The sequence below is a fragment of the Kushneria avicenniae genome, assembly GCF_900112585.1.
GTDB lineage: Bacteria > Pseudomonadota > Gammaproteobacteria > Pseudomonadales > Halomonadaceae > Kushneria > Kushneria avicenniae.
Genome location: NZ_FOLY01000007.1, coordinates 1 through 21,580 on the forward strand (window position 1 = coordinate 1; position 21,580 = coordinate 21,580).

At 60.0% G+C, this 21,580-nt stretch carries 17 protein-coding genes and 1 tRNA gene; 4 read left to right on the plus strand and 14 right to left on the minus strand.

Annotated elements, in window-relative coordinates; all coding sequences use genetic code 11:
• Nucleotides 1-386 precede the first annotated feature (386 nt).
• The 4 genes from BM079_RS14595 to BM079_RS14610 form a co-directional block, all read right to left on the minus strand.
• Complete coding sequence (locus BM079_RS14595; RefSeq protein WP_090135547.1) at nt 387-719, minus strand: HAD family hydrolase; 333 nt, start codon at nt 717-719, stop codon at nt 387-389.
• 28 nt (nt 720-747) lie between these two features.
• Nucleotides 748-1,419: a metal-dependent hydrolase gene (locus tag BM079_RS14600; RefSeq protein WP_090135549.1), complete on the minus strand. Its 672-nt coding sequence runs from the start codon at nt 1,417-1,419 to the stop codon at nt 748-750.
• An 82-nt stretch (nt 1,420-1,501) separates the two neighbouring features.
• Entirely contained in the window at nt 1,502-2,041 is a 540-nt protein-coding gene (locus BM079_RS14605; protein WP_090135551.1) for a gamma carbonic anhydrase family protein, read from the minus strand.
• A gap of 82 nt (nt 2,042-2,123) precedes the next feature.
• Nucleotides 2,124-3,467 carry a sodium-dependent transporter gene (locus tag BM079_RS14610; protein WP_090135832.1) on the minus strand — a complete coding sequence of 448 codons (1,344 nt, stop codon included), beginning with the start codon at nt 3,465-3,467 and terminating at the stop codon, nt 2,124-2,126.
• Between the two features lie 130 nt (nt 3,468-3,597).
• Here BM079_RS14610 and prlC point away from each other — a divergent pair, with 130 nt between their 5' ends.
• Together prlC and BM079_RS14620 are read left to right on the plus strand one after the other, a co-directional pair.
• Nucleotides 3,598-5,640, plus strand: coding sequence for an oligopeptidase A (prlC, locus tag BM079_RS14615; RefSeq protein ID WP_090135834.1), 2,043 nt, complete (start codon nt 3,598-3,600; stop codon nt 5,638-5,640).
• Nucleotides 5,641-5,687: 47 nt separating this feature from the next.
• Nucleotides 5,688-5,939 carry a YheV family putative zinc ribbon protein gene (locus BM079_RS14620; protein ID WP_090135553.1) on the plus strand — a complete coding sequence of 84 codons (252 nt, stop codon included), beginning with the start codon at nt 5,688-5,690 and terminating at the stop codon, nt 5,937-5,939.
• A 74-nt stretch (nt 5,940-6,013) separates the two neighbouring features.
• Here BM079_RS14620 and sodC read toward each other — a convergent pair whose 3' ends face one another.
• The 10 genes from sodC to BM079_RS14670 all read right to left on the minus strand — a co-directional run bounded on the left by sodC (nt 6,014) and on the right by BM079_RS14670 (nt 18,313).
• On the minus strand, nt 6,014-6,541 hold the full coding sequence (sodC, locus tag BM079_RS14625) for a superoxide dismutase family protein (protein ID WP_090135555.1): 528 nt from the start codon (nt 6,539-6,541) through the stop codon (nt 6,014-6,016).
• Nucleotides 6,542-6,630: 89 nt separating this feature from the next.
• Nucleotides 6,631-7,473: a methylenetetrahydrofolate reductase [NAD(P)H] gene (metF, locus tag BM079_RS14630; RefSeq protein WP_090135557.1), complete on the minus strand. Its 843-nt coding sequence runs from the start codon at nt 7,471-7,473 to the stop codon at nt 6,631-6,633.
• Nucleotides 7,474-7,719: 246 nt separating this feature from the next.
• Nucleotides 7,720-7,815, minus strand: a tRNA-Sec gene (locus tag BM079_RS16750).
• Between the two features lie 51 nt (nt 7,816-7,866).
• Complete coding sequence (selB, locus tag BM079_RS14635; RefSeq protein WP_090135559.1) at nt 7,867-9,798, minus strand: selenocysteine-specific translation elongation factor; 1,932 nt, start codon at nt 9,796-9,798, stop codon at nt 7,867-7,869.
• Nucleotides 9,795-11,213, minus strand: a complete 1,419-nt coding sequence (selA, locus tag BM079_RS14640) for an L-seryl-tRNA(Sec) selenium transferase (protein ID WP_090135561.1) — start codon at nt 11,211-11,213, stop codon at nt 9,795-9,797. Before selA ends, selB begins: the two co-directional genes overlap by 4 nt.
• A gap of 230 nt (nt 11,214-11,443) precedes the next feature.
• Entirely contained in the window at nt 11,444-12,385 is a 942-nt protein-coding gene (fdhE, locus tag BM079_RS14645) for a formate dehydrogenase accessory protein FdhE (RefSeq protein ID WP_090135563.1), read from the minus strand.
• Nucleotides 12,363-13,079 carry a formate dehydrogenase subunit gamma gene (locus tag BM079_RS14650; protein WP_090135566.1) on the minus strand — a complete coding sequence of 239 codons (717 nt, stop codon included), beginning with the start codon at nt 13,077-13,079 and terminating at the stop codon, nt 12,363-12,365. The genes fdhE and BM079_RS14650 overlap by 23 nt, the downstream gene beginning before the upstream one ends.
• Nucleotides 13,076-14,023: a formate dehydrogenase subunit beta gene (fdxH, locus tag BM079_RS14655; protein ID WP_090135568.1), complete on the minus strand. Its 948-nt coding sequence runs from the start codon at nt 14,021-14,023 to the stop codon at nt 13,076-13,078. Before fdxH ends, BM079_RS14650 begins: the two co-directional genes overlap by 4 nt.
• A gap of 10 nt (nt 14,024-14,033) precedes the next feature.
• Entirely contained in the window at nt 14,034-17,111 is a 3,078-nt protein-coding gene (fdnG, locus tag BM079_RS14660) for a formate dehydrogenase-N subunit alpha (protein ID WP_139215319.1), read from the minus strand.
• Between the two features lie 353 nt (nt 17,112-17,464).
• The gene (locus tag BM079_RS14670) at nt 17,465-18,313 is read right to left on the minus strand and encodes a UDP-2,3-diacylglucosamine diphosphatase (RefSeq protein WP_245743102.1); all 849 of its coding nucleotides are present in this window, start codon (nt 18,311-18,313) and stop codon (nt 17,465-17,467) included.
• Between the two features lie 174 nt (nt 18,314-18,487).
• Here BM079_RS14670 and BM079_RS14675 point away from each other — a divergent pair, with 174 nt between their 5' ends.
• Together BM079_RS14675 and polX are read left to right on the plus strand one after the other, a co-directional pair.
• Complete coding sequence (locus BM079_RS14675) at nt 18,488-19,612, plus strand: glycerol dehydrogenase (RefSeq protein WP_090135575.1); 1,125 nt, start codon at nt 18,488-18,490, stop codon at nt 19,610-19,612.
• 152 nt (nt 19,613-19,764) lie between these two features.
• On the plus strand, nt 19,765-21,477 hold the full coding sequence (gene polX, locus BM079_RS14680) for a DNA polymerase/3'-5' exonuclease PolX (RefSeq protein WP_217639709.1): 1,713 nt from the start codon (nt 19,765-19,767) through the stop codon (nt 21,475-21,477).
• Nucleotides 21,478-21,580: the final 103 nt, after the last annotated feature.

Consider the following 21,580-nt stretch of genomic DNA (forward strand, 5'->3'; position numbering starts at 1 on the left):
CTCTTGACGAGTGTTCGTCTGCTCGAATATCTATGTGACTGGTGTCACGCGAGCCAGACGCCCACACAAATTGCCTGATCGACTTGTTAAAGAGCGTCTCGAAGATGTTGTCAGCGCCGTTGGCGGCTGCTTCGAGAGAGTGGGCATTTTACAGCCCTGCATCGAAAAGTCAACCTCTTTTTTTTCGATGCGGAAGCAAGCGACTGGAATCGAATCCGATTGAAGTGACCAAAACCCAAGTCAAAACAATCACCTGCAGACTTCCCCGCTGCCTCGTCGCCGTGTGCTCCGTGGCAGCGGATGCGTACTTTATAGATCACCCACTGGAGACGCAACCCTTTTTTCAAAAAGATTTCACCACACTGTCATATGACTGTGATGGAGACTCATGGCAGTAGATATCCCTTCTCTTCAAGACAGGCCTCAAGCGCCTCTTTTCCTTTTACCTGAAAGGCGGACACTCCCAGTGCCCTTGCAGCGCCGTACCACCCGAAGGCTTCAGGGGTCATGTTCAATGACAGGGCTTCCACGGCGGCCTCGAGAAAGCCCTCACAGGTGGACTGTCCGGTCTCAAAGGGAGCAAGCGGCTCAAACTCCAGCCAGAACCGGCGTGCCTCTTCACGGGTGAGCCGTCCATCGGTCAGCGTGACCAGCGGCGTCGTGCCGTCCCAGTCGGCCAGCACGCCACCAACATCAAACAACAGTATCTCGCGTGCCATTCAGCCCTCCTCTCTGATCAACCGGTATTTACCCCCAGAGTGCCCATATCCTGTGCCCCAAATCCTGCAGGACGCCATAAGGTGGCAGCCAGGGGATCGTCGACAGCATCACAATCCCCATGAGCATTGCCGTCTGGGGCGTGCCGTAATCATAGAGCTTGAAGGCCGTGCCAAAGGAGCGCTTCAGTCGACGCCCCTCGATATCGATGCTGTAGATTTCATCCAGCAGGAGATGGATGAGCACGCCGATCAGCATGGCACCGGCCAGAACCCACGACTGCCCGGCAGTCTGTATAAAAAGGTGATAGCTCACTGAGGCAACAACAAGCGCTGAGAGCACTGCGGCCAGCAGAGAGTGCCAGATGCCTCGATGCACAGAGAAACGCTTGAACAGCCTACTCAGGGGATAGCGAACGAAGAGATAGGCGCCAATCCCGACGCCACTCAGCTCTGCCAGTGACAGGAAGGGCTGCAGGGCCGACACACAGCCGATCACGGCCAGCATGGCCATCAGCGTGAATATCAGGCGTACAGCTCGCGACTGATCGGCATCGATATCCGGCACCACGCCGCCCAGCGCCACTATTCCTGCGATTGGAAAACTCTCGACGAAGGGCCAAAGGCCGGCCTGCCAGCCCAGCCCTCCGACGAGTGCGCCGCCGACAGCGGCAACCGTAAAGTGCGTTGTAAAATTGGCCATGACTCAAATACTGGATATAAATCCATATTATGGCGCAATTTTCCCAACAACAACAATGATATAGCGCTCCGAAGAAATGAGATCACTCGTTTATCGAGGCGAGGAACTCATCCTTGAGCGACACGTAGTTACCTGCTGAATACTCAAAGAAGCGATATTCGGCTTCCTTGAGCGGGCGAAGCTGTCGGACTGGATTGCCGCCATAGACATAGCCGCTTTCCAGATGCTTGCCGGGCGGCACCACCGCACCGGCTGCCACCAGCACCTCGGTTTCCACCACAGCGCCATCAAGCACCGTGGCCCCCATGCCGATCAGGACCTTCGAGGCAATGGTGCAGCCATGCAAAATGGCGCGATGCCCGACGGTCACATCGTCACCTATCGTTAGCGGATATCCTCCGGGGCTGTAATCGCTGGCATGAGTAATATGAAGCACCGAGCCATCCTGAATGCTGGTACGGGCACCGATGCGGATGCGGTGCATGTCGCCGCGAATCACGGCCGTGGGCCAGACCGAGGTGTCATCCCCCAGTGTGACATCCCCCAGCACCACGGCCGTGTCATCGATAAAGACCCGCTCACCCAGCGAGGGTGAAACGCCCCTGAAGCTTCGAATGCCCATGTCCTTTCTCCTCCCATCCCCGATGTGTCATCCCAGTCTGCAACAACCACCGAAATGCCGCCAGCCTTGCCGGGCGTGTGTATCAGCTCAGGAAAAAGCCCACCAGCACTACCACCAGCAGCGGAATGGACACCCAGCGCACGACCGCGCGCCAGTGGCGATAAAAACGCTCGCCGGCCCCGATGGCCATGGACGCTCGAGTCCCCTCCATGACCCATGCCGCAAAAAAGGCAATCAGCAGCCCGCCGATGGGCAGCATGATGTCGATCGGCAGGGTCGTGGCCAGATCAAACAGCGTCATATCGCCGAAAGGACGAACGTCCGACCAGATTGAAAAGGAGAGCGCCGAGGGCAGGCCCATCAACCAGACGCCGACGCCGATCAGCACCGCCGCCAGCCAGCGCGCCATACCGAGACTGCCCAGCATGGCCACCATGGGCTCGGCCAGATTAATGGATGAGGTCCAGGTGGCCAGCAGCAGCAGGACAAAAAAGGCCCCCAGCCACAGCGCACCGCCGGGCAGGTCGGCAAAGGCAATGGGCAGGGTCACGAACATCAGCCCGGGGCCGGAGTCCGGCGCCATGTTCTGGGAAAAGACAATCGAGAAGATGGCAATACCGGCCATCAGCGCCACGGCCACATCCAGAATGGCCACGGTGACCACGGCACGAGGCAGACTCTGATCATCGGGCATGTAGGCCCCGTAGGTCATCAGCGCGCCGGCACCTACCGCCAGGGTAAAGAAGGCATGTCCCATGGCGTTGAAGATCGCCATCGGTGTCAACGCGGACAGATCCGGCATGAACAGCCAGGCCAGAGCAGCGGTAAACCCGCTGGTGGTAAAGGCATAGCCCACCAGCAACACCAGCAGCAGATACAAAAGCGGCATCAGCAGGTTGTTGAGCCGCTCGAGCCCGCCTCCCACACCGAGGGCCACCACCGACATGGTCAGGAACAAAAAGAGAGTGTGATTGAAAAGCACCCGCCCGGGGCTTGCCAGAAAGGCATCGAAGGCACTGCCGATTTCCTGTGGAGACTGCGAGGCAAAATGACCGCTCAGCGCGTCCACCAGATACTCGATCGACCAGCCGGAAACCACGGAGTAAAAGGAGAGGATGAAAAACAGTGTGACGCCGCAGAAAAGCCCCAGCCATCCCCAGTGACGGCTTTTGCCCGCATCACGGGCCAGATGAGTCAGCGCCTGAATCGGCGTGCGTCGACCGGCACGGCCGATCATGATTTCGGCAATCATGACCGGCAGACCCAGCAGCACCAGAAACACCACATAGAGCATCAAAAAGGCAGCGCCACCGTTTTCACCGGTCATCCAGGGAAAGCGCCATATATTGCCCAGCCCTACTGCTGCCCCCGTCACTGCTATAATAAATGCACGGCGTGACCCCCAGCGCTCTACCACTTCGGACATGTCCTGCATCCCCTCCACTGCGCCATGACGCATGCCAGATCAACTCACGATGCCGTGGGCCTGCATTGAAACCGGCACCCGACACCCTCATTGTCGACAGTATATCTTTCGCCAACCGCGAGGTCGCTTCATGTCTACCAACCCCCTGCTCGAATCCCACACGCTGCCGCCTTTTGAGGCCATTACTCCGGACATCATTGAACCGGCCGTGGATGAATTGCTGGCACGCAACAAGGCCGCCATCGAAAGGCTGGTCGAGGAAGGCAGCTACACCTGGCAGGGCTTGGCAGCACCACTTGAGGCCATCAACGACCAGCTCTCCCAGGCCTGGTCACCGGTGTCACATCTCAACGCCACCATGAACTCGCCGGCGCTGCGCGAGGCCTATCAGGCCTGCCTGCCGAAGCTGTCGGCCTATGGCACCTGGCTGGGTCAGCATGAAGGGCTTTTCAGGGCATTTCAGGCGCTGGCAGAAAGCGACGAATATGCACATCTTGATGAGGGCCAGCGCAAGTCGATCGACAACACCCTGCGCGATTTTCGCCTGGCTGGTGTCGATCTGCCCGCTGAAAAAAAGGCAAGATTCGGCGAGATTCAGGCCCGACTCTCGACGCTCTCCAACACCTTCTCCAACAACGTGCTGGACGCCACCCAGGCCTGGCATCTGGATGTCCCGCGCGAGCGTCTCGATGGCCTGCCCCAGAGTGCGCTGGACACGCTGGCCGCCAACGCCGAAGCCAAGGGCGTCGAGGGCTATCGCATCACGCTCGATTTCCCGAGCTTTTTCCCGATCATGAGCCACGCCGATGACCGCGCCCTGCGTGAAGAGGTATATACCGCCTTTGTCACCCGCGCCTCCGATCAGGGTCCCAATGCCGGCGAGTTCGACAACTCCGAGGTCATGGCCGAAATCGTGTCACTGAGACAGGAACTTGCCGGACTGGCCGGCTTTGACACCTACGCCGACTACTCGATGGCCACCAAGATGGCCGACAGTCCCGACCAGGTGCTTGATTTCCTTCATGACCTCTCCAGCCGCGCCGTACCGCAGGCCCGGGAAGAATTTCAGACCCTCAGCGACTTTGCCCGTGAAGAACTGGGCATTGATGCGCTGGCGCCCTGGGACACCGGTTATGCCAGCGAGAAGCTTCGCGAAGCGCGCTACGCCATTTCGCAGGAAGAACTTCGTCCCTATTTTCCGGCGCCCGGTGCCGTCGACGGTCTCTTCCGGGTCATCGGCAAGCTCTTCAACGTCAGCTTTCAGGAAAATACCGAGGCCCCGCGCTGGCACAGCGACGTGCGCTTTTTCGACATTCTGGAAAATGGCCGCCCCATCGCCGGTTTCTATCTCGATCTCTACGCCCGCGAAGGCAAGCGCGGCGGTGCCTGGATGGATGAGTGTCGCGTTCGGCGCGAGCGTGGCAATGGCGAGACGCAGCTGCCGATCGCCTATCTGACCTGCAACTTTACTCGCCCGGTGGGTGATCGCCCGGCGCTGTTGACCCATGATGAAGTCCTGACCCTTTTCCACGAGTTCGGGCACGGGCTGCATCACATGCTGACGCGCCAGACGGTGGCGGACGTCTCAGGCATCAATGGCGTGGCGTGGGACGCCGTCGAGCTGCCGAGCCAGTTCATGGAGAACTTCTGCTGGGTGCGCGAAGGCCTCGATCTGATCGCCGCACACGTTGATACCAAGGAACCGCTGCCCGACGATCTGCTGGAGCGGCTGCAGGCGGCCAGAAACTTCCAGTCCGCCATGACCATGGCGCGTCAGCTCGAGTTTTCGCTGTTTGATCTGCGCTTGCACCGGGAACATCTCGCGCCGCAGGCCGGCGATATCCAGTCCCTGCTCAACAGCGTGCGCGACCAGGTCTCGGTGGTGCCCAGAGTCGACTTCAACCGTTTCCAGCACGGATTCGGCCATATCTTTGCAGGTGGCTATGCCGCCGGCTACTACAGCTACAAGTGGGCCGAAGTACTGTCTGCAGACGCCTGGTCGGCCTTCGAAGAGGCCGGCGTCTTCGATCAGAGCACCGGTATGCGTTTTCGTACCAGCATTCTGGAACAGGGCGGCGCCCGGGATGCAGCCGTTCTGTTTCAGGAGTTTCGCGGACGTGAGCCCAGCATCGAACCACTGCTGCGCCACAGCGGTATTCACCGGGCGGCGTAGTCCTCAACACCATGACCGGCAGCTTCATCTGCCGGTCAGGAGGTCTGATGAATCAGCAAACGCCCAAGCGTTTCATTGCCGGGGCCATCTGCCCCCGCTGCAATGCCATGGATCGCATTCGCAGCTGGGAGAGTAACGGTACCCGCTATCGAGAGTGTATCAGCTGCGACTTTTTTGAACAGCTGCCCATGACCGAGGAGAGTCTGGACCCACTGGATACGCGGGTCGCCAAAAGCCGACCCGAACCGGAAGGCAACGATTTCCAGCCGGTCAAAATCATCGATCCGGGCAAGCGCTAGCGCCTGATTACGGAACGAGCATCAAAAAGGCCCTGCCGGTAATCCGGCAGGGCCTTTTCATGATCGGTCATCGATCAGCTGTTATCTTTAATCACACCACAGGCCCAGCGTCCACCGCCACCGCCCAGGTGCGGAGGCTCACTGTAGGTGTCACCGCCTTCGTGAAGAATGACAGCGTGCCCTGCAAGATCACTCTCCTTCAAACGCGGCGCCAGCACCGGCGTTGAAATCTGTCCATCGTCATTGGCTACCAGCAGCGGCATGTCACCCAGATGGCTGTCCTCCATGTAGGGGCCAGCATGAGTCCCCGTGCCTTCCGGGTCGAAGTGACCACCAGCGGCACCGGCAGGTGTTACTTCACCATCGCTGGTGGCCGGGTCACAGCTGGGGTTGGTATGCAGGTGAAAACCGTGCATGCCGAATCCAGGTAGCCCGGAAATGTCGGGCGTGGCCAGAAGGCCGTAATCGGTGTCCTTGAAGGTGACGGTGCCTACGGAATCACCCACACCATCCTGCGTGGCCTTGTGCAGCTCTACGGTCGTGTCAGCCATGGCCAGCGGCGTCAGTGCCAGCAGGGCAGATGCCAGAAACAGTCTTTTCATCGGGAAATCTCCTGAGTCAGCCCGTTAACAATCGGCGTACTCTCAAGACTAGCTGCTCACCTCGAAGTGGACCAATCACTGATCAGCTTCTAAAGCGACAGCTCCCTGACGATCCGGGTGCAGGTATCGGCCTGGTTGAGCGTATAGAAGTGCAGCCCCGGTGCCCCCTGATCCAGCAACTGCTGGCAAAGGCGCGTGACCACCTCGTGCCCGAAGGCCTGAATGCTGTCGCTGTCATCGCCATAGGCTTCCAGCTGCCGACGCACCCAGCGCGGAATCTCGGCGCCACACATTTCGGAAAAGCGGGCAAGCTTTGAGTAGTTGGTGATCGGCATGATGCCCGGGATGATCGGAATATCCACGCCCCGCGCCCGAACCCGATCCACGAAGTGATGGTAGGCATCCGGGTTGAAGAAATACTGCGTAATGGCCATATCGGCGCCGGCGCGCACCTTGTCGGCAAAGTGATCGATATCACGCTCGAAACTGCTCGCCTGCGGATGGCACTCGGGATAGGCCGCCACGGTCAGATCAAAATGACCGCCGGTCTCCTCCCGGATGAAATCGACAAGATGTTTAGCATAGCGAAACTCGCCAATGCCCAGCATGCCCGAGGGCATGTCACCGCGCAGGGCAACGATTCGCTTGATGCCGTGCTCGCGGTACTGCAGCAAAAGCCTGCGAAGATCGGCCTTGTCGCTGGCCACGCATGACAGGTGTGGCGCCGTGCAGACGCCGGTATCACGTGAAATGTTTTTAACCGCTTCAAACGTGAAGTCACGCGTAGTGCCGCCGGCCCCGAAGGTCACCGAAAAAAAGCGTGGATCGAGCTCGGCCAGCTGTGTGTACACCTCCGGCAGTCGGTCACGCCCTGCATCGGTACGCGGCGGAAAGAATTCAAAGCTGATATTGGGTGAGCAGGCGTCACTCATGATGTCCGGGATCCTTTTGACGGGTCGCGCGTCGACAGAACGAGCCCATGGCCACATTCCTGATCTGTTGATCAGCAGCGGTCGACCGCTGATTGATGTCACCTATTGTGACGACGCCAGCAGGCCGGGCCAAATGAAAGATTCGGGGGGACTTATCAAGCAGAATTCATGATCGAACGCCTGACAGGTGTTCGGGGAAGGAAAAAGGGGGCCAGAGTGGACCACCTGCTGAAGAGAGACAAAAAATGGCGGAAAGGCGTGGGAGTCGAACCCACCAGGGACTGCTGGCAGCCCCTCTCGGGTTTGAAGCCCGAGCGCCCCACCGGGGAACGAAGCCCTTCCGCAACCCGCTAATATTAGCAGGTTTTACAACGTGCTCGCATCATATCCTGGTTAATGCCACATGTCGGCCCGGCGAACGACATGATCATCACGCACCCGCCGTGTATAGCCGATTCGGTCAAAGAATTCGAGGATCAGCACGGCCAGCTTGCGCCCGACGCCCAGCCGATCCCGAAAGCTTGCCACATGTGCCGCACCCTGCTGCACCTCGATCTGCTGAATCATCTCGGCCATGTCATGCACGGACCGGGCGAGAAAGAAGTGATCGCGGCGCACGTGATAGACACGCCCAAGCTGCGCCGCCGAGGTCAGGACCTGACGCACCCGCGTTTCATCGATGTTCTCGAGCCCGGCCAGATCCCGGACTCGCGGCGGATCATAGGGAGTCTCGGCCAGGTAGCCCTGAATCTGCTGCCAGAGCGCTTCATCCTCGGCCGACAGAGCGGCCTGGTGAGCCGGCAGTGACAGAAAGGGGCCCTGCTGTTTCAGCATGCCCTCGGTCAGCAGTGGCTGCAGAATCTGGCGAAACAGCGCGCTGGGCATATTAGGCACGACCTGGCGCCGCAGACGCTCGCGCTCGGTGCCCAGCATGGCCGGCTCGCGCTCGTGATTTTCGGTGACCACCTCGAGTATGCGCCCCCGAAGCGACTCGAGTGACTCGGGCGAGAAGGCACGCATTTCCGGGCCGGCGCTGATGACCCATGCGCCCAGCGCCTCGAATGCATTGGCCAGCGAGGCCGGCGTGCGATTGAAGTTTCGCGCCAGACCATAGACATCCGGACCGTCCGGACGCAGCGTCAGGGCTGCCTTGAGCGGCTCGGTCAGAGAGATGACACCGGGATGGCTCATGACCGCCTGACGGCAGCTCTCCAGCCACTGAAGGCGTGCCGATGAACGCTGGCCTCGCCGCGGCGGGGAACCATCCAGCACGATGCCACCGCCAATGGTATGGCGTGCACCATGATCGCGCACGATCACGCGATCTCCCAGACAGGTATGCAGTGGCGCATCAAGAATCATCTGTGCCAGCATGTGTCCGCCAGGCAGCAATTGCTGTCCCTCCAGCAGGGAAATACGCCCGGTGACATGCGACGCCCCAAGGTGTAAATGGACCCCCGACCAGTGATCCAGCGCCGGGGCATTCTCCAGAAGTTCAAGAGAAATATCCACTCGCGTCAGGGCCGGCGTCGCCAGCGTCTGAGCGACGACCCAGTCACCGCGCTCAACGGTTTCCCGATCGATGCCGGGACCGGCCAGGTTCAACGCCAGCCGATCCCCCTGACGGGCGTATTCTGCTACCCGTCCCTGACGACGAAGCCCCCGGACACGCGCCTCATGGCCGGATGGAAACAGCCTGACGCTGTCGCCCACCGTGATCTCGCCCGCCACGATCGTGCCTGTCACCACAAGCCCCGAACCGGTCTTGGTAAAGGCGCGATCGACGGCCATACGAAAACTGCCCTGCACCGGCTCGGCATCGCTGGCCCGCGCGCGTTGCCAGAGCTCCTCCCGGAGTTCTTCAATGCCCTCGCCGGTCCGACTGGAGACCTCCAGAATCATTGAGTCTTCAAGCGTCGAGCCCGCCAGAAGGGCCCGGATGTCTTCATGGACTTCCAGACGCCGCCCGGGCTCGACCAGATCACACTTGGTCAGAGCCACGACGCCACGATCAATGCCCAGCAGACGCAGAATCTGCATGTGTTCGCGGGTCTGCGGCATGACGCCATCATCGGCAGCCACAACCAGCAGCATGGTATCGATTCCGGCCACACCCGACAGCATGTTGTGGATAAATTTTTCATGCCCCGGCACATCGATAAAGCCCAGCTCGATCCCATCGTCCATATCCGGATAGGCGTAGCCGGCCTCGATGGTCAGTCCCCGCGCCTGCTCCTCGCGCAGCCGATCGGTACTGACGCCGGTCAGGGCGTGAATCAGGGCTGTCTTGCCATGATCAACATGGCCTGCCGTTCCCACGATCATGAATCATGTTCCCGTTTCAACGCGAGTTGGCCGAGCTGCTCGATGAAAGCCTGCTCGTCATCCTCGCCCTGCAGACAGCGCAGGTCGAGCCACAGCGCGCCGTCGTGAAGCCGTCCGATCACGGGCCTTGGCAACTGCCTGAAAGCGGTTTCAACCAGACGCAGGGAACGCTCTCCTGAACGGCGTTCATCGCGCCCGGGAGCCACCACCAGGGCTCGGCTGGGCAGGCGATCCACCGGCAGCGCACCGCTGCCAAGCTGGCTTTTGCAGGACATGATGCTGACCCGCATATGAGGCAGGCACTCGACCAGCGCAGGCAGCAGGCGCTCGGCCGTCGCGGCGATCTCGTGCTCGGGACGTGTCAGAAGCGTCAGCGTCGGAATATCGCAAGCGATATCGTCACTGTCGCGATAGAGCCGGAGGGTGGCCTCCAGCGCGCTCAGGATCAGCTTGTCCACACGCATGGCACGCTTGAGCGGATGCCGACGGATGCGATCAATGTACGCGCGGCTGCCCACGATCATGCCGCACTGAGGGCCACCCAATAGCTTGTCGCCGCTGAAGGTCACCACATCGGCGCCGGCCTCGATGCTCTGATCGGGGCGCGCCTCATTGGGCAGCCCCAGCGCGGCCATATCGGTCAGGGCACCGCTGCCCAGATCCACGATGAAAGGGACGTCGCGCGCGTGAGCAATACGTGCCAGTTCGCGCTCTTCTACCGCAGCGGTGAAGCCTTCAACAGCGTAGTTGGAGGTATGCGCCTTGAAAATCATGCCGGTGGCCTCATTCATGGCCTGCTCGAAATCGCGGGCGTGCGTGCGATTGGTGGTGCCGACTTCGCGCAGCTCGCAACCAGAGGTGTGCATGATATCCGGCAGGCGAAAGGACCCACCGATCTCGATCAGCTCGCCACGGGAAATCACGGCTTCGCGACCGGCACCCAGCGCCGACAGCGTCAGAACAACCGCTGCGGCATTATTGTTGACCACGGTCGCGGCTTCGGCACCGGTCAGTTCGCACAGCAGGGATTCCACCACCTGATCTCGATCCCCTCGATGACCGCTGTCCACGTCATATTCCAGCGCCAGCGGCTGCCGGGCGGCCCGGGTCATGGCCTCGATAGCGGAATCTGCCAGTGGCGCACGACCGAGATTGGTGTGAATGACGGTACCGGTCAGGTTGAACACGCTGGGCGCACTGGACGCCGCCAGCGTCCGGGCCCTGTCAAGCGCCGCGGCGGCCAGCTGTTCAACATCACGGAGAGCCACACGGGCCCGGGAGAGACGCTCACGCTCGCCGGCCAGCAGCTCACGCACGGCCCGCCTTTTAAGGCGAAGGCTGAGCGGCGAGTGCACCATCATCTGATGGCACAGCAGCACATCCACTGCCGGCAGATAACGTCGCGGGTCGTCCATCGAGGGCTCCTTTCATGGCATCAATGCGAGAGCGTTCAGAATTCGGCAGACCCGCAGACAGAATGCTGGATCAAGATCGGACCATACGGTACATGATCATTCAAGCCGGTCATCATCCATTAAAAAAGTGTTGAAACAAGCAGGATACATTTTCCCTAGAGATTGTTTTGATATAACCACATAAAAAAACGCGCCCATAATGAGCGCGTTTGGAACAAAAGGCACCGATTTCAACCGGCGATCAGCCACGGATTATAGCTACTGCGGCCAAGATCCCGTTCGCGGGCAATCATGATATCCAGCCCGAGACTGGCCAGATCGTCGGCCAGAGCATCGGCGTCCACTTCGCTGTCCAGGTGAACGATCTTCACATAGCTTTCGCAGTCGCCGCAGGTTTCGGCCCGTACCGGTAGCGGTCGCCTGCCATCCTCACCTTCGAGACCGACGTAATCGAGCTTGCCGGTTTCAAAGCAGGTCGTGCATCGCGCGCGTTCCATGTACCACTCGGTGGCACAGATCGAACACTGCATGTAGCGCACTCGCGAGCGCTCACGCCCGACCTGGATGAGGCTGGCCACCGGCAGCGCACCGCAGCAGGGGCAGACCGTCTGGGCCGTGCCCTCCGCCCGCTTTGGCGGGCGTGAAAGCGCGCTGCTCTGCCGCAGCCAGGCCACCTGCAGTGCCGCCGCCACCAAAGGCATGAAGGCACGAATGCCTTCCGTTCCCGTGCCGGCATTGAGCACTTCGATGGCGATATTCCGGCGGTCCTCTTGATCGAGCTGGCGCAGCTGCTGGATCAGTTGCTGCTGCGGCTGCCCGACGTTGAGCTCCAGCGCGTCGCACAGGGCATCCAGATCTTCCTGCCAGTCCAGATCATCCTGCAGCGACTGTACCGACAGCGGCGGCATGCCGTGCTCCAGCGCCAGATCAAAGGCCTGACTGTCCGGGGCAAAGGTGCTGGTACGCTTTTGCAGCACCTGATGCTGGGCCTGAGCCAGGCGCGCTGCAAAACCGAGAAAATCGGCCATTGAACGCAGGCGTCTGGACAGATCGCGCAGACGCCGCGCCCGATGGCTGAAAAGTCGCCGTTCGGGCAGCACCACGGCGGGGGGTTCCACTACCCCGCCGGGGGTTGTCCCGTAATCATGTTCAGCCTGATGTTCGGCCGTCATGGCGTGCTCCGTGACGGGATGCTGTATCACGCCCGTGGGCGCTCTCGTCTCCCGCGCGCTGTGAAGGGTCCTTCATCTCCTCTTCATACCAGAGCGGATGGTGATGCTTCGCCCAGGCATGGGTCACGCGCCCGCGGGTCATGGCCTTGATGGACCCCTTGACCCAGATGGCAGCGTAAACGTGCACGATGATGGTTGCGATCGCAATGAATGCAGCCAGAGCGTGCAACAGACTGGCCACCCGGATCAGCGGGATGGGGAAGAATCCGGCAAACCAGGGACGCCACATGATCACGCCGGTGATCAAAAGCACCGGAATGCAGACTACCAGCGCCCAGAACACCATCTTCTGCCCCGGGTTGTACTTGCCGATCGGTGGCAGCTTGTCATCCCGGTTGTTGAGCACATCGCCCATCTGACGCATCCACTTCATGTCATTATGCATCAGCAGGTTATGCCGCAGCTGTCGCACCGCAATGATGACAAACAGCACAAACAGCACCACCCCGATGAAAGGATGCAGTACCCGTGACCAGACCGGCCCGCCCAGGGTGTGGCTCAGAAAGAAAAACGGCGGATGGAAGAAGGCAAGCCCGGAAAGCGCCAGCAGAATGAAGGCACCCGCCATGGCCCAGTGATTGGCCCGGGTTCCCGGGCCGTAACGCAGCATCGTCTTCTGTTTTTTGAAGTTCATGACCGATGCTCCTCTTCACGTGAGACACGATGATCATCATCCCCTTCGCCGAAGACTTCCTCATCCGTGGGCTCTTCCTTCGGGCCCTTGGTGATGTAGTGGAAGAAACCGGCAAATGCGGTAATCCCCAGAATGGCGGACATGATGGGCTTGGTGATCCCCTTCCAAGCACCGACGACCGGCGAGATGCGCGGGTCCTTCGGCAGACCATGATAGAGCCCCGGATCATCACCGTGATGCAGCACGTACATGACATGCGTGCCGCCCACGCCAGCCGGATCATACACTCCGGCCTTTTCGTAGCCGCGCTCTTTCAGATCGTTTACCCGCTTCTCGGCGCGCGCCAGCATGTCCTTTTTGCTGCCAAACTCGATGCAGTTGGTCGGACAGGCCTTTACGCAGGCCGGTTCAAGCCCCACGTTGACGCGATCAGAGCACAGGGTGCACTTGTAGGACTTGCTGTCCTTTTCCGAGATACGCGGAATGTTGAACGGGCAGCCGGTGATGCAGTAGCCGCAGCCAATGCAGTTGTTGGAATCGAAGTCGACGATGCCGTTGGCATACTTGACGATCGCTCCCGGCGCCGGGCAGGCCTCAAGGCAGCCCGGCTCGGCACAGTGCATGCAGCCATCCTTGCGGATCAGCCAGGACAGCTCCTTCTCCCGGCTGACATCCTCGCCGCCCACGAAGTCTGTCTCGACTTCGTTGAAGCGCATCACCGTCCATGATTCGGCGGTCAGGTCCATGGGGTTGTCATACACCCCATGGCACTCACCGACGTCATCACGCAGGTCATTCCACTCCATGCAGGCGACCTGGCAGGCCTTGCAACCGATGCACTTGGAGACATCGATCAGCTTGGCCACTTCCACCACGTTGTCGCGCGCATGCGGTGCCGGCAGTGTCGTTGCGGAACGGGCAACGATATTTTGTGAGTTGATCATGTGCCCTCCCCTATGCCTTTTCGACCTTGACGATGAATGACTTGTATTCCGGTGTCTGGGTATTGGCATCACCCACGACAGGCGTCAGGGCATTGATCAGATAGCCCTTTTTCGCCACGCCGGTGAAGCCCCAGTGGATCGGAATACCCACGTGATGCACGTCACGGTCGCCGATGCGCAGCGGCTGCATGCGTTTGGTCACCACCGCCACGGCCTTGATAAAGCCGCGATTGGAGGACACCCGCACCCAGTCACCCGCTGCCACGCCGATTTCATCGGCAAGCTGATGACTGATTTCCACGAACTGTTCCGGCTGCACCACGGCGTTGAGACGCGCATGCTTGGTCCAGAAGTGGAAATGCTCGGTCAGACGATAGGTTGTGGCCGCATGCGGGAACTCTTCACGCGTGCCCAGTGCCTTGCGATCCTCCTCATAGATACGGCCTGCCGGATTGTTTTTCGCCAGCGGATTGTTCGGATGCAGCGGGTTGTTATCGATCGGCGATTCGAACGGTTCGTAGTGTTCAGGGAACGGACCATCCACCATGCTCTGTCCGGCGAAGAAATGCCCGACGCCTTCCGGTTGCATGATAAACGGGCCCTGTCCACGCGCCGGATCGGAGGTGACCGGGAAGTCCGGGATATCGGCACCGACCCAGCGACCCTGCTCGCTGCTCCACCAGACGAACGCCTTCTCGCGACCCCAGGGCCGGCCCTGCGTATCGGCACTGGCACGGTTGTAGAGCACGCGACGGTTGGCCGGCCATGCCCAGGCCCAGCCCAGCGTATTGCCGGTACCGTACGGGTCGGAGTTGTCACGCCGCGCCATCTGGTTGCCGTCCTGGGTCCAGGCCCCGGAAAATATCCAACAGCCTGACGCGGTGCGCCCATCCGCCGTCATCTCGGAGAAACCGGACAGCAGCTCGCCCGCGCGTCGAGTCACGTTGCCGTTGTCGTCGGTCAGATCGACCAGCGCACGCCCGTTGTACTCCTGCGCCAGCTCTTCCGAGGAAGGCGCTTCAGGAATGTCGTAATCCCAGTCCAGATTCAGGATCGGATCCGGGAAAGCGCCACCCTCCTGGCGGTAGAGGTCGCGCAACCGGATGAACAGCTCCCCCATGATGCGCGTATCAGGACGCGCCTCACCCGGCCCGGGCGCGGCGGCCCAGTGCCACTGAAGCCAGCGGGCACTGTTGACGATCGAGCCGTCATCCTCGGCAAAGCAGGTCGTCGGCAGACGAATGACTTCGGTCTGGATCTGTGAAGAGTCCACATCGTTGTATTCGCCGTAATTCTTCCAGAACTCGCTGGTCTCGGTATTCAGCGGGTCCATGACAACCAGATACTTCAGCCGGGACAGGCCTTCAGTGACCTTCTGGCGGTTGGGGAACGATGCCAGCGGATTGAAGCCCTGACAGAAGTAGCCGTTGATCTCACCCTTGTGCATGCGCTCAAAAGTATCGAGCACGTCATAGAGCGGCCTGGAGAGCTTGGGCAGCCAGTCAAAGCACCAGTTGTTCTCCTGGGTCGCGGCATCGCCGAACCAGGACTTCATCAGGCTGACATGGAATTTCTCGTAGTTTTTCCAGTACGAGACCTCGCCTTCCAGAATCGGCTGCTTGGCACGCTTTTTGATGTAGGCGCTGTAGTCCTGCTCACTCGCGTTGGCCAGGGTCATATAGCCCGGCAGCAGCTGGGAGAGCAGCCCCAGGTCGGTCAGCCCCTGGATATTGGAGTGACCACGCAGGGCGTTGACGCCCCCCCCCGGCATCCCCATGTTGCCCAGCAGCAGCTGCACCATGGCCGCGGTACGGATGATCTGCGAGCCGATGGAGTGCTGCGTCCAGCCCAGTGCATAGAGAATGGTCATGGTCTGATGCGGCACGGCCATCTTGCCAATTTCCGACCAGATGTGCTCGATGTGCTCTCTGGGCATGCCACAGATGCTCGATACCGTATCGATGTCATAGCGGCTGTAGTGCTCGCGCATCAGCTGATAGACGCATCTCGGGTGCTGAAGCGACATGTCGCGCACGGCGTAGCCGTCATCGCCCAGCTCATACATCCAGGACGACTTGTCGTCGTAGGCTTTCTTGTCGGGGTTGTAGCCGGTGAAGATACCGTCTTCAAAACCATAGTCTTCACGCACCAGAAGCGAGGCATCGGTGTAGTGAAGGACATATTCACGCTGGATCTGATTGGTCGTGATCAAATAATGGATCAGACCGCCCAAAAACGTGATGTCGGTTCCGGTACGGATAAAGGCCTTGTAGTCCGCCACTGCACAGGTACGCGTGTAGCGCGGATCAATGCAGATCAGCTTGGCCTTGTTGTGTTCGATGGCCTCGGTAACCCAGCGGAAACCCACGGGGTGAGCCTCGGCAGAGTTGCCGCCCATCGAAAGAATCAGATTGGCATTGCGGATGTCGACCCAGTGATTGGTCATCGCACCGCGACCGAATGTTGGGGCAAGACCTGCCACCGTCGGTCCGTGTCAGACGCGCGCCTGGTTGTCGAACGCTACCATGCCAAGATTACGCACCACCTTGTGGGTGATGTAGCCGGCTTCGTTGGAAGCCCCTGACGCCGCCAGAAATCCGGAAGTCGTCCAGTGATTGACCGTCCTGCCGGTCTCGTCACGCTCGACGAAGTTGGCATCGCGATCTTTTTTGATATGACGCGCGATCCTGTCAAGCGCCTCGTCCCAGCTGACACGCTTCCACTCGCTGGAACCCGGGGCGCGCACCTGTGGATACTCGAGACGCGTCTCGCTGCGCACAAAATCCAGCAGTCCGGAGCCCTTCGGACACAGGGAGCCACGTGATACCGGATGGTCCGGATCGCCCTCGATGTGAAAGATCTCCTGGCGAACGTTTTTGGAACCATCGCCATGGCTGTAGATCAGGATGCCGCAACCGACCGAGCAGTAGGTACAGTTGTTACGGGTTTCCCTGGCGTGCGTCAGCTTGAACTGACGTACGGACGCTTCGGCAGATTCAGGGGCAAACCCCATCATCGCCATGCTGGAAGAGGCCACGCCTGCCGCCCCCAGCTTGAAGAACTGTCTTCGGGTTACATTAACCGTCATGGGTCAATCTCCTCATCGCCTGCCGATTTAAAAGCTGTCAGGGCGGGCAGGCGTCATGCTTGAACATCGGCCCGTAGGCGCGATATCACCAGTCACTGTTTATCGGCATGGCTTCACCGATTATTAATACTTCCCATGGTTGGGATGTTTTTTATCAGGCGATGCAAAAAGAAGGGATAGGGAAATGGTCGTGCGGTGGGCGTCACGGAGACAAAATGCCGCACAGGGTGATTTTCAGCGACATTGTACGTTTTGTCATCATCGGGTTTCAAAAGTAAACGCCATAATTTTCAAGCACTTTTAAAACCCGATGGGATTCATGCGGTTACGCCGGTCGTGACGTTAATTTTATTTTAACTGGACGTCGAATCCTCTGCCTCATCCGCCAGCCAGTCCTCTGTTTCGGTTTTTTCGCGATGGCCGGACGGCGGTCGAGGATCATCCACCAGCGTCCTGTTTTGCCAGTCGACCAGACGCAATCGACCGTCAAACTCCTCGACCAGCGCCGTACAGTTTTCGACCCAGTCACCGTCGTTGCAGTACACAAAGCCTTCACACTCGCCAAAAAACGGGATGTGGATGTGGCCTCCGATGTAGCCATCCACTTCTTCACGCCGCACGCGCGCCAGTGCCGACTGACGAAAGGCGCCGGCGAAGTGCTTGACGTTGCTCGAGCGACGCTTGAGCGCGGCTGACAGCGACCAGTACGGACGGTTCATGCGACGACGCGCCTGAACCGTCCAGCGATTGGTGCGACGCATGGTGTGCAGCGCCATCTCTCCGACAACCAGCTTCCATTTTGGCGCCTTGAAATGGCCATCAAACTCGTCGCCATGGCTGACCAGCAACCGCCGACCATCTTTTGTGACATGAATGGCATCGCGACGCACTTCGACGCTACGAAAGGTTTCGCCACAGAAGGTTCGAAAGGCGGCATCGTGATTGCCCGGGATATAAATCACCTCGCAACCGGTCCGGGCCAGCCGCAGGATGTGGCGAACCAGCCGCTGCTGGTGAGCATCCAGTACCGAGATGGCCCGACGCTTCATGGCAATCAGATCAAAGACATCGCCGACCAGATACAGCCGCTCCGGACGCACCTGCTGCATCAGATGAAGCAGCAGGGTGGCCTGCGCATCGGGCGTTCCCAGATGAAGGTCAGAGACAAACAGGGTGCGTACGTTGGGCCTCATGGCCATCATGATCCTCCGGACATTCTTGACAACGCCCACCGGCATCAGCCGAACATTTGAGTCAGAACCCTCAATTATCGACATAACATCAGGCTACGTCGAATTGCCGCATTCCGGTGTCTTTTGAACTGGCTATGCTGTCAGGGCAGGACAGCATAAATTCCCCTCCAAAGGAGACCTTCGATGTCTGCTCCCAACGAGAAAGTCTTTATCAGCCCCGCCCGCTATGTTCAGGGCGCCAACACGCTCTCCCGTGCTGGCCACTATGTGTCAAAGCTGGGTCAGCAGGCACTGGTCATTGCTGACGACTTCGTCTGGAAGATGGCTGGAAAGACGCTGAGCGACAGTCTCGAGAACAGCAATATCCGCTTTGAACACGCGCTTTTTGAAGGGGAATCCTCTACTGGCGAAATCGACCGGCTGGTCAAACAGGGCGAAATGCTCAAGGCCGACGTGGTCATTGGTTTTGGCGGCGGCAAGACGCTGGACACCGCCAAGGGCGTGGCCGACAGACTCAATGCCGCCTGCGCCGTGCTGCCCACCACTGCCTCGACGGATGCCCCGACCAGCGCGCTGTCGGTCATTTACAGCGATGAAGGCGAATTCGAGTCCTATCGCTTCTACGAGAAGAACCCCAACCTGGTGCTGGTCGACACCGCCATTATCGTCAAGGCACCGCCACGCTTTCTGGCTTCCGGTATTGCCGATGCGCTGGCCACCTGGGTCGAGGCGCGCGCCGCCATTCGCGCCAGCGCCACCAACATGGCCGGCGGCCAGGCCACGATTCTCGGTCAGACCATCGGCGAGAAGTGCGAGGAAGTCCTGTTTGATCACGCCCTGCTGGCCTGGCAGGCCAACGAAGCGCAGGTCGTGACCCCCGCCTTCGAAGCCGTGGTCGAAGCCAACACGCTTTTGAGCGGACTGGGTTTTGAAAGCGGTGGACTGGCCGGTGCCCATGCCATCCACAACGGCTTTACCGCCCTGCACGGCGAGATTCACGAGCTCACCCACGGTGAAAAGGTCGCCTACGGCACCGTGGCGCAGCTGATTCTGGATCAGACGCCCCAGGCCGAGCTGGAAGAGTATCTGGATCTCTACCTCGCTCTGGGGCTGCCGGTGACGCTTGAAGCCCTCAAGCTCAAGGACGTCAGCGATGAAGACCTCTACCGCGTGGCTGAAGCCGCGCTCAAGCAAGGAGAGTCGATTCACAATCTGGCCTATTCGCTCACCCCGGATCAGGTCGTGTACGCCATCAAGGCGGTCGACGTCCATGCGCGCGCCTATATGGAAAAGCTCGGCTGGGAATAACCGTCTTCTGACAGAAAAGGGCCGCACCGCGGCCCTTTTTCGTGCCCACCGCCAGCCGATACCGCTTTTGACAGACGAAAAAGGATGGCGGCCTCGCTATGCTGACAGCAGTGTTGATTCCCTTGATGTGGCCGGATCGGAAGCCGAGCCCCATGCAAAACGCCGACATTGCCCGCACGCTTGAACGCCTGGCGACCCTTCTGGACATTGAAGGTGCCAATGCCTTTCGCGTTCGCGCCTATCGAAGCGCCGCACAGTCCATTGAGTCACACTCCCGCCCCCTGCAGAAGATGGTGGCCAATGATGAGGCACTGACCGAGCTGTCCGGCATCGGCCGCGACCTGGCCGAAAAGATCACCGAACTGATCACCACCGGGCATCTTGCAGTGCTTGAAGAGACCGAGAAGCGGCTGCCCTCCGGACTGTTACAGCTGATGCGGGTCAGTCAGCTGGGACCGCGACGTATACGCCAGCTTCATGACGCGCTGGGCATCGACAGCCTCGAAGCCCTCAAGGAAGCGGCTCGGGAAGGCCGGATCAGCGCGCTCGAGGGCTTTGGGCAAAAGACCGAAGCCGGCATTCTCAGGGAGGCCGAGCGCCTGGACGATGCCCTGCCACGTACGCGCATCGATGAGGCCCTTCAGGCCGCCGAGGAGCTGATCAAATGGCTTGAGCGCGCCGACGGAGTCCAGCGACTCAGTGTGGCCGGCAGCCTGCGCCGAGGTCTGGAGACGATCGGCGATCTCGACATTCTGGTCAGCAGCGATGATGGCCCGGCCATCATGGCCCACCTGATGAACTATCCGGAGATAGCCGAGATTGTTGCTCACGGCAAGACAAAATCCACCATTTATCTCCATTCGGGTCTGCAGGTGGATGTCCGCGTGGTGGCCGATGAGAGTTTTGGCGCCGCGCTTTACTATTTTACCGGCTCGCAGGCCCACAACATTGCCACCCGTAAAATGGCCACCGGCCGAGGACTCAGGATCAACGAGTACGGCATCTACAAGGGGAAACAACAGCTGGCAGGCCGCACCGAAGAAGAGGTTCTGGCAAAAATCGACCTGCCCTGGATAGCGCCCGAACTGCGGGAAAACCGCGGCGAAATCGAGGCTGCTCTTGAGGGTACCCTACCCGAGCTTGTCACCCTTGATGACATTCGCGGTGACCTGCATATGCACACCACGGCTTCTGATGGCCAGGCAAGCCTCGAGAAAATGGTGCACGCCGCCAGAAAGCGCGGCTATCGCTATATTGCCATTACCGACCATTCACAGCGTCTGGCGATGGCCAACGGGCTGGATGCCAGGCGCCTGCGTGAACAGATGGCCGAGATCGACGCACTCAATGGCCGACTGAAGAACTTTACCGTGTTAAAGGGCAACGAGGTCGATATTCTGGAAGACGGTACGCTGGATCTGCCCGATGACGTGCTTGCAGAACTCGATGTCTGCGTATTCTCGGTACATTCGAAGTTCAACCTGTCACGCGAGAAACAGACCGAGCGCATCCTGCGCGCCATGGACAATCCGCACGTCAATATTCTGGCCCACCCGACCGGGCGTATCATCAACGGTCGTGAAGGATATGACGTCGATATCGAGGCTGTACTGCACGGCGCCAGAGCGCGCGGCGTCTTTCTCGAGATCAACGCCCAGCCCGCCCGGCTCGACCTCACCGATCACTGGGTATGCATGGCACGCGATATCGGCGTGGCCCTTGCAATCAATACCGATGCCCACGCCACCGGCCAGCTGGGTCACATGACCGTCGGCGTCACCCAGGCCCGCAGCGGCTGGCTGGAACGAAAGGATGTGCTCAATACCCGAACCGTCACCCAGCTCAAAAAGCTGATGCAACGCTAACGTCTCCAGTAGCCCCCGGTGACCTCACCGAGGATACCGCGGCATTTTCATTACTCGACAGACCAACAAAAACGCCGCCCCGGCCGGGGCGGCGTCGATGGAT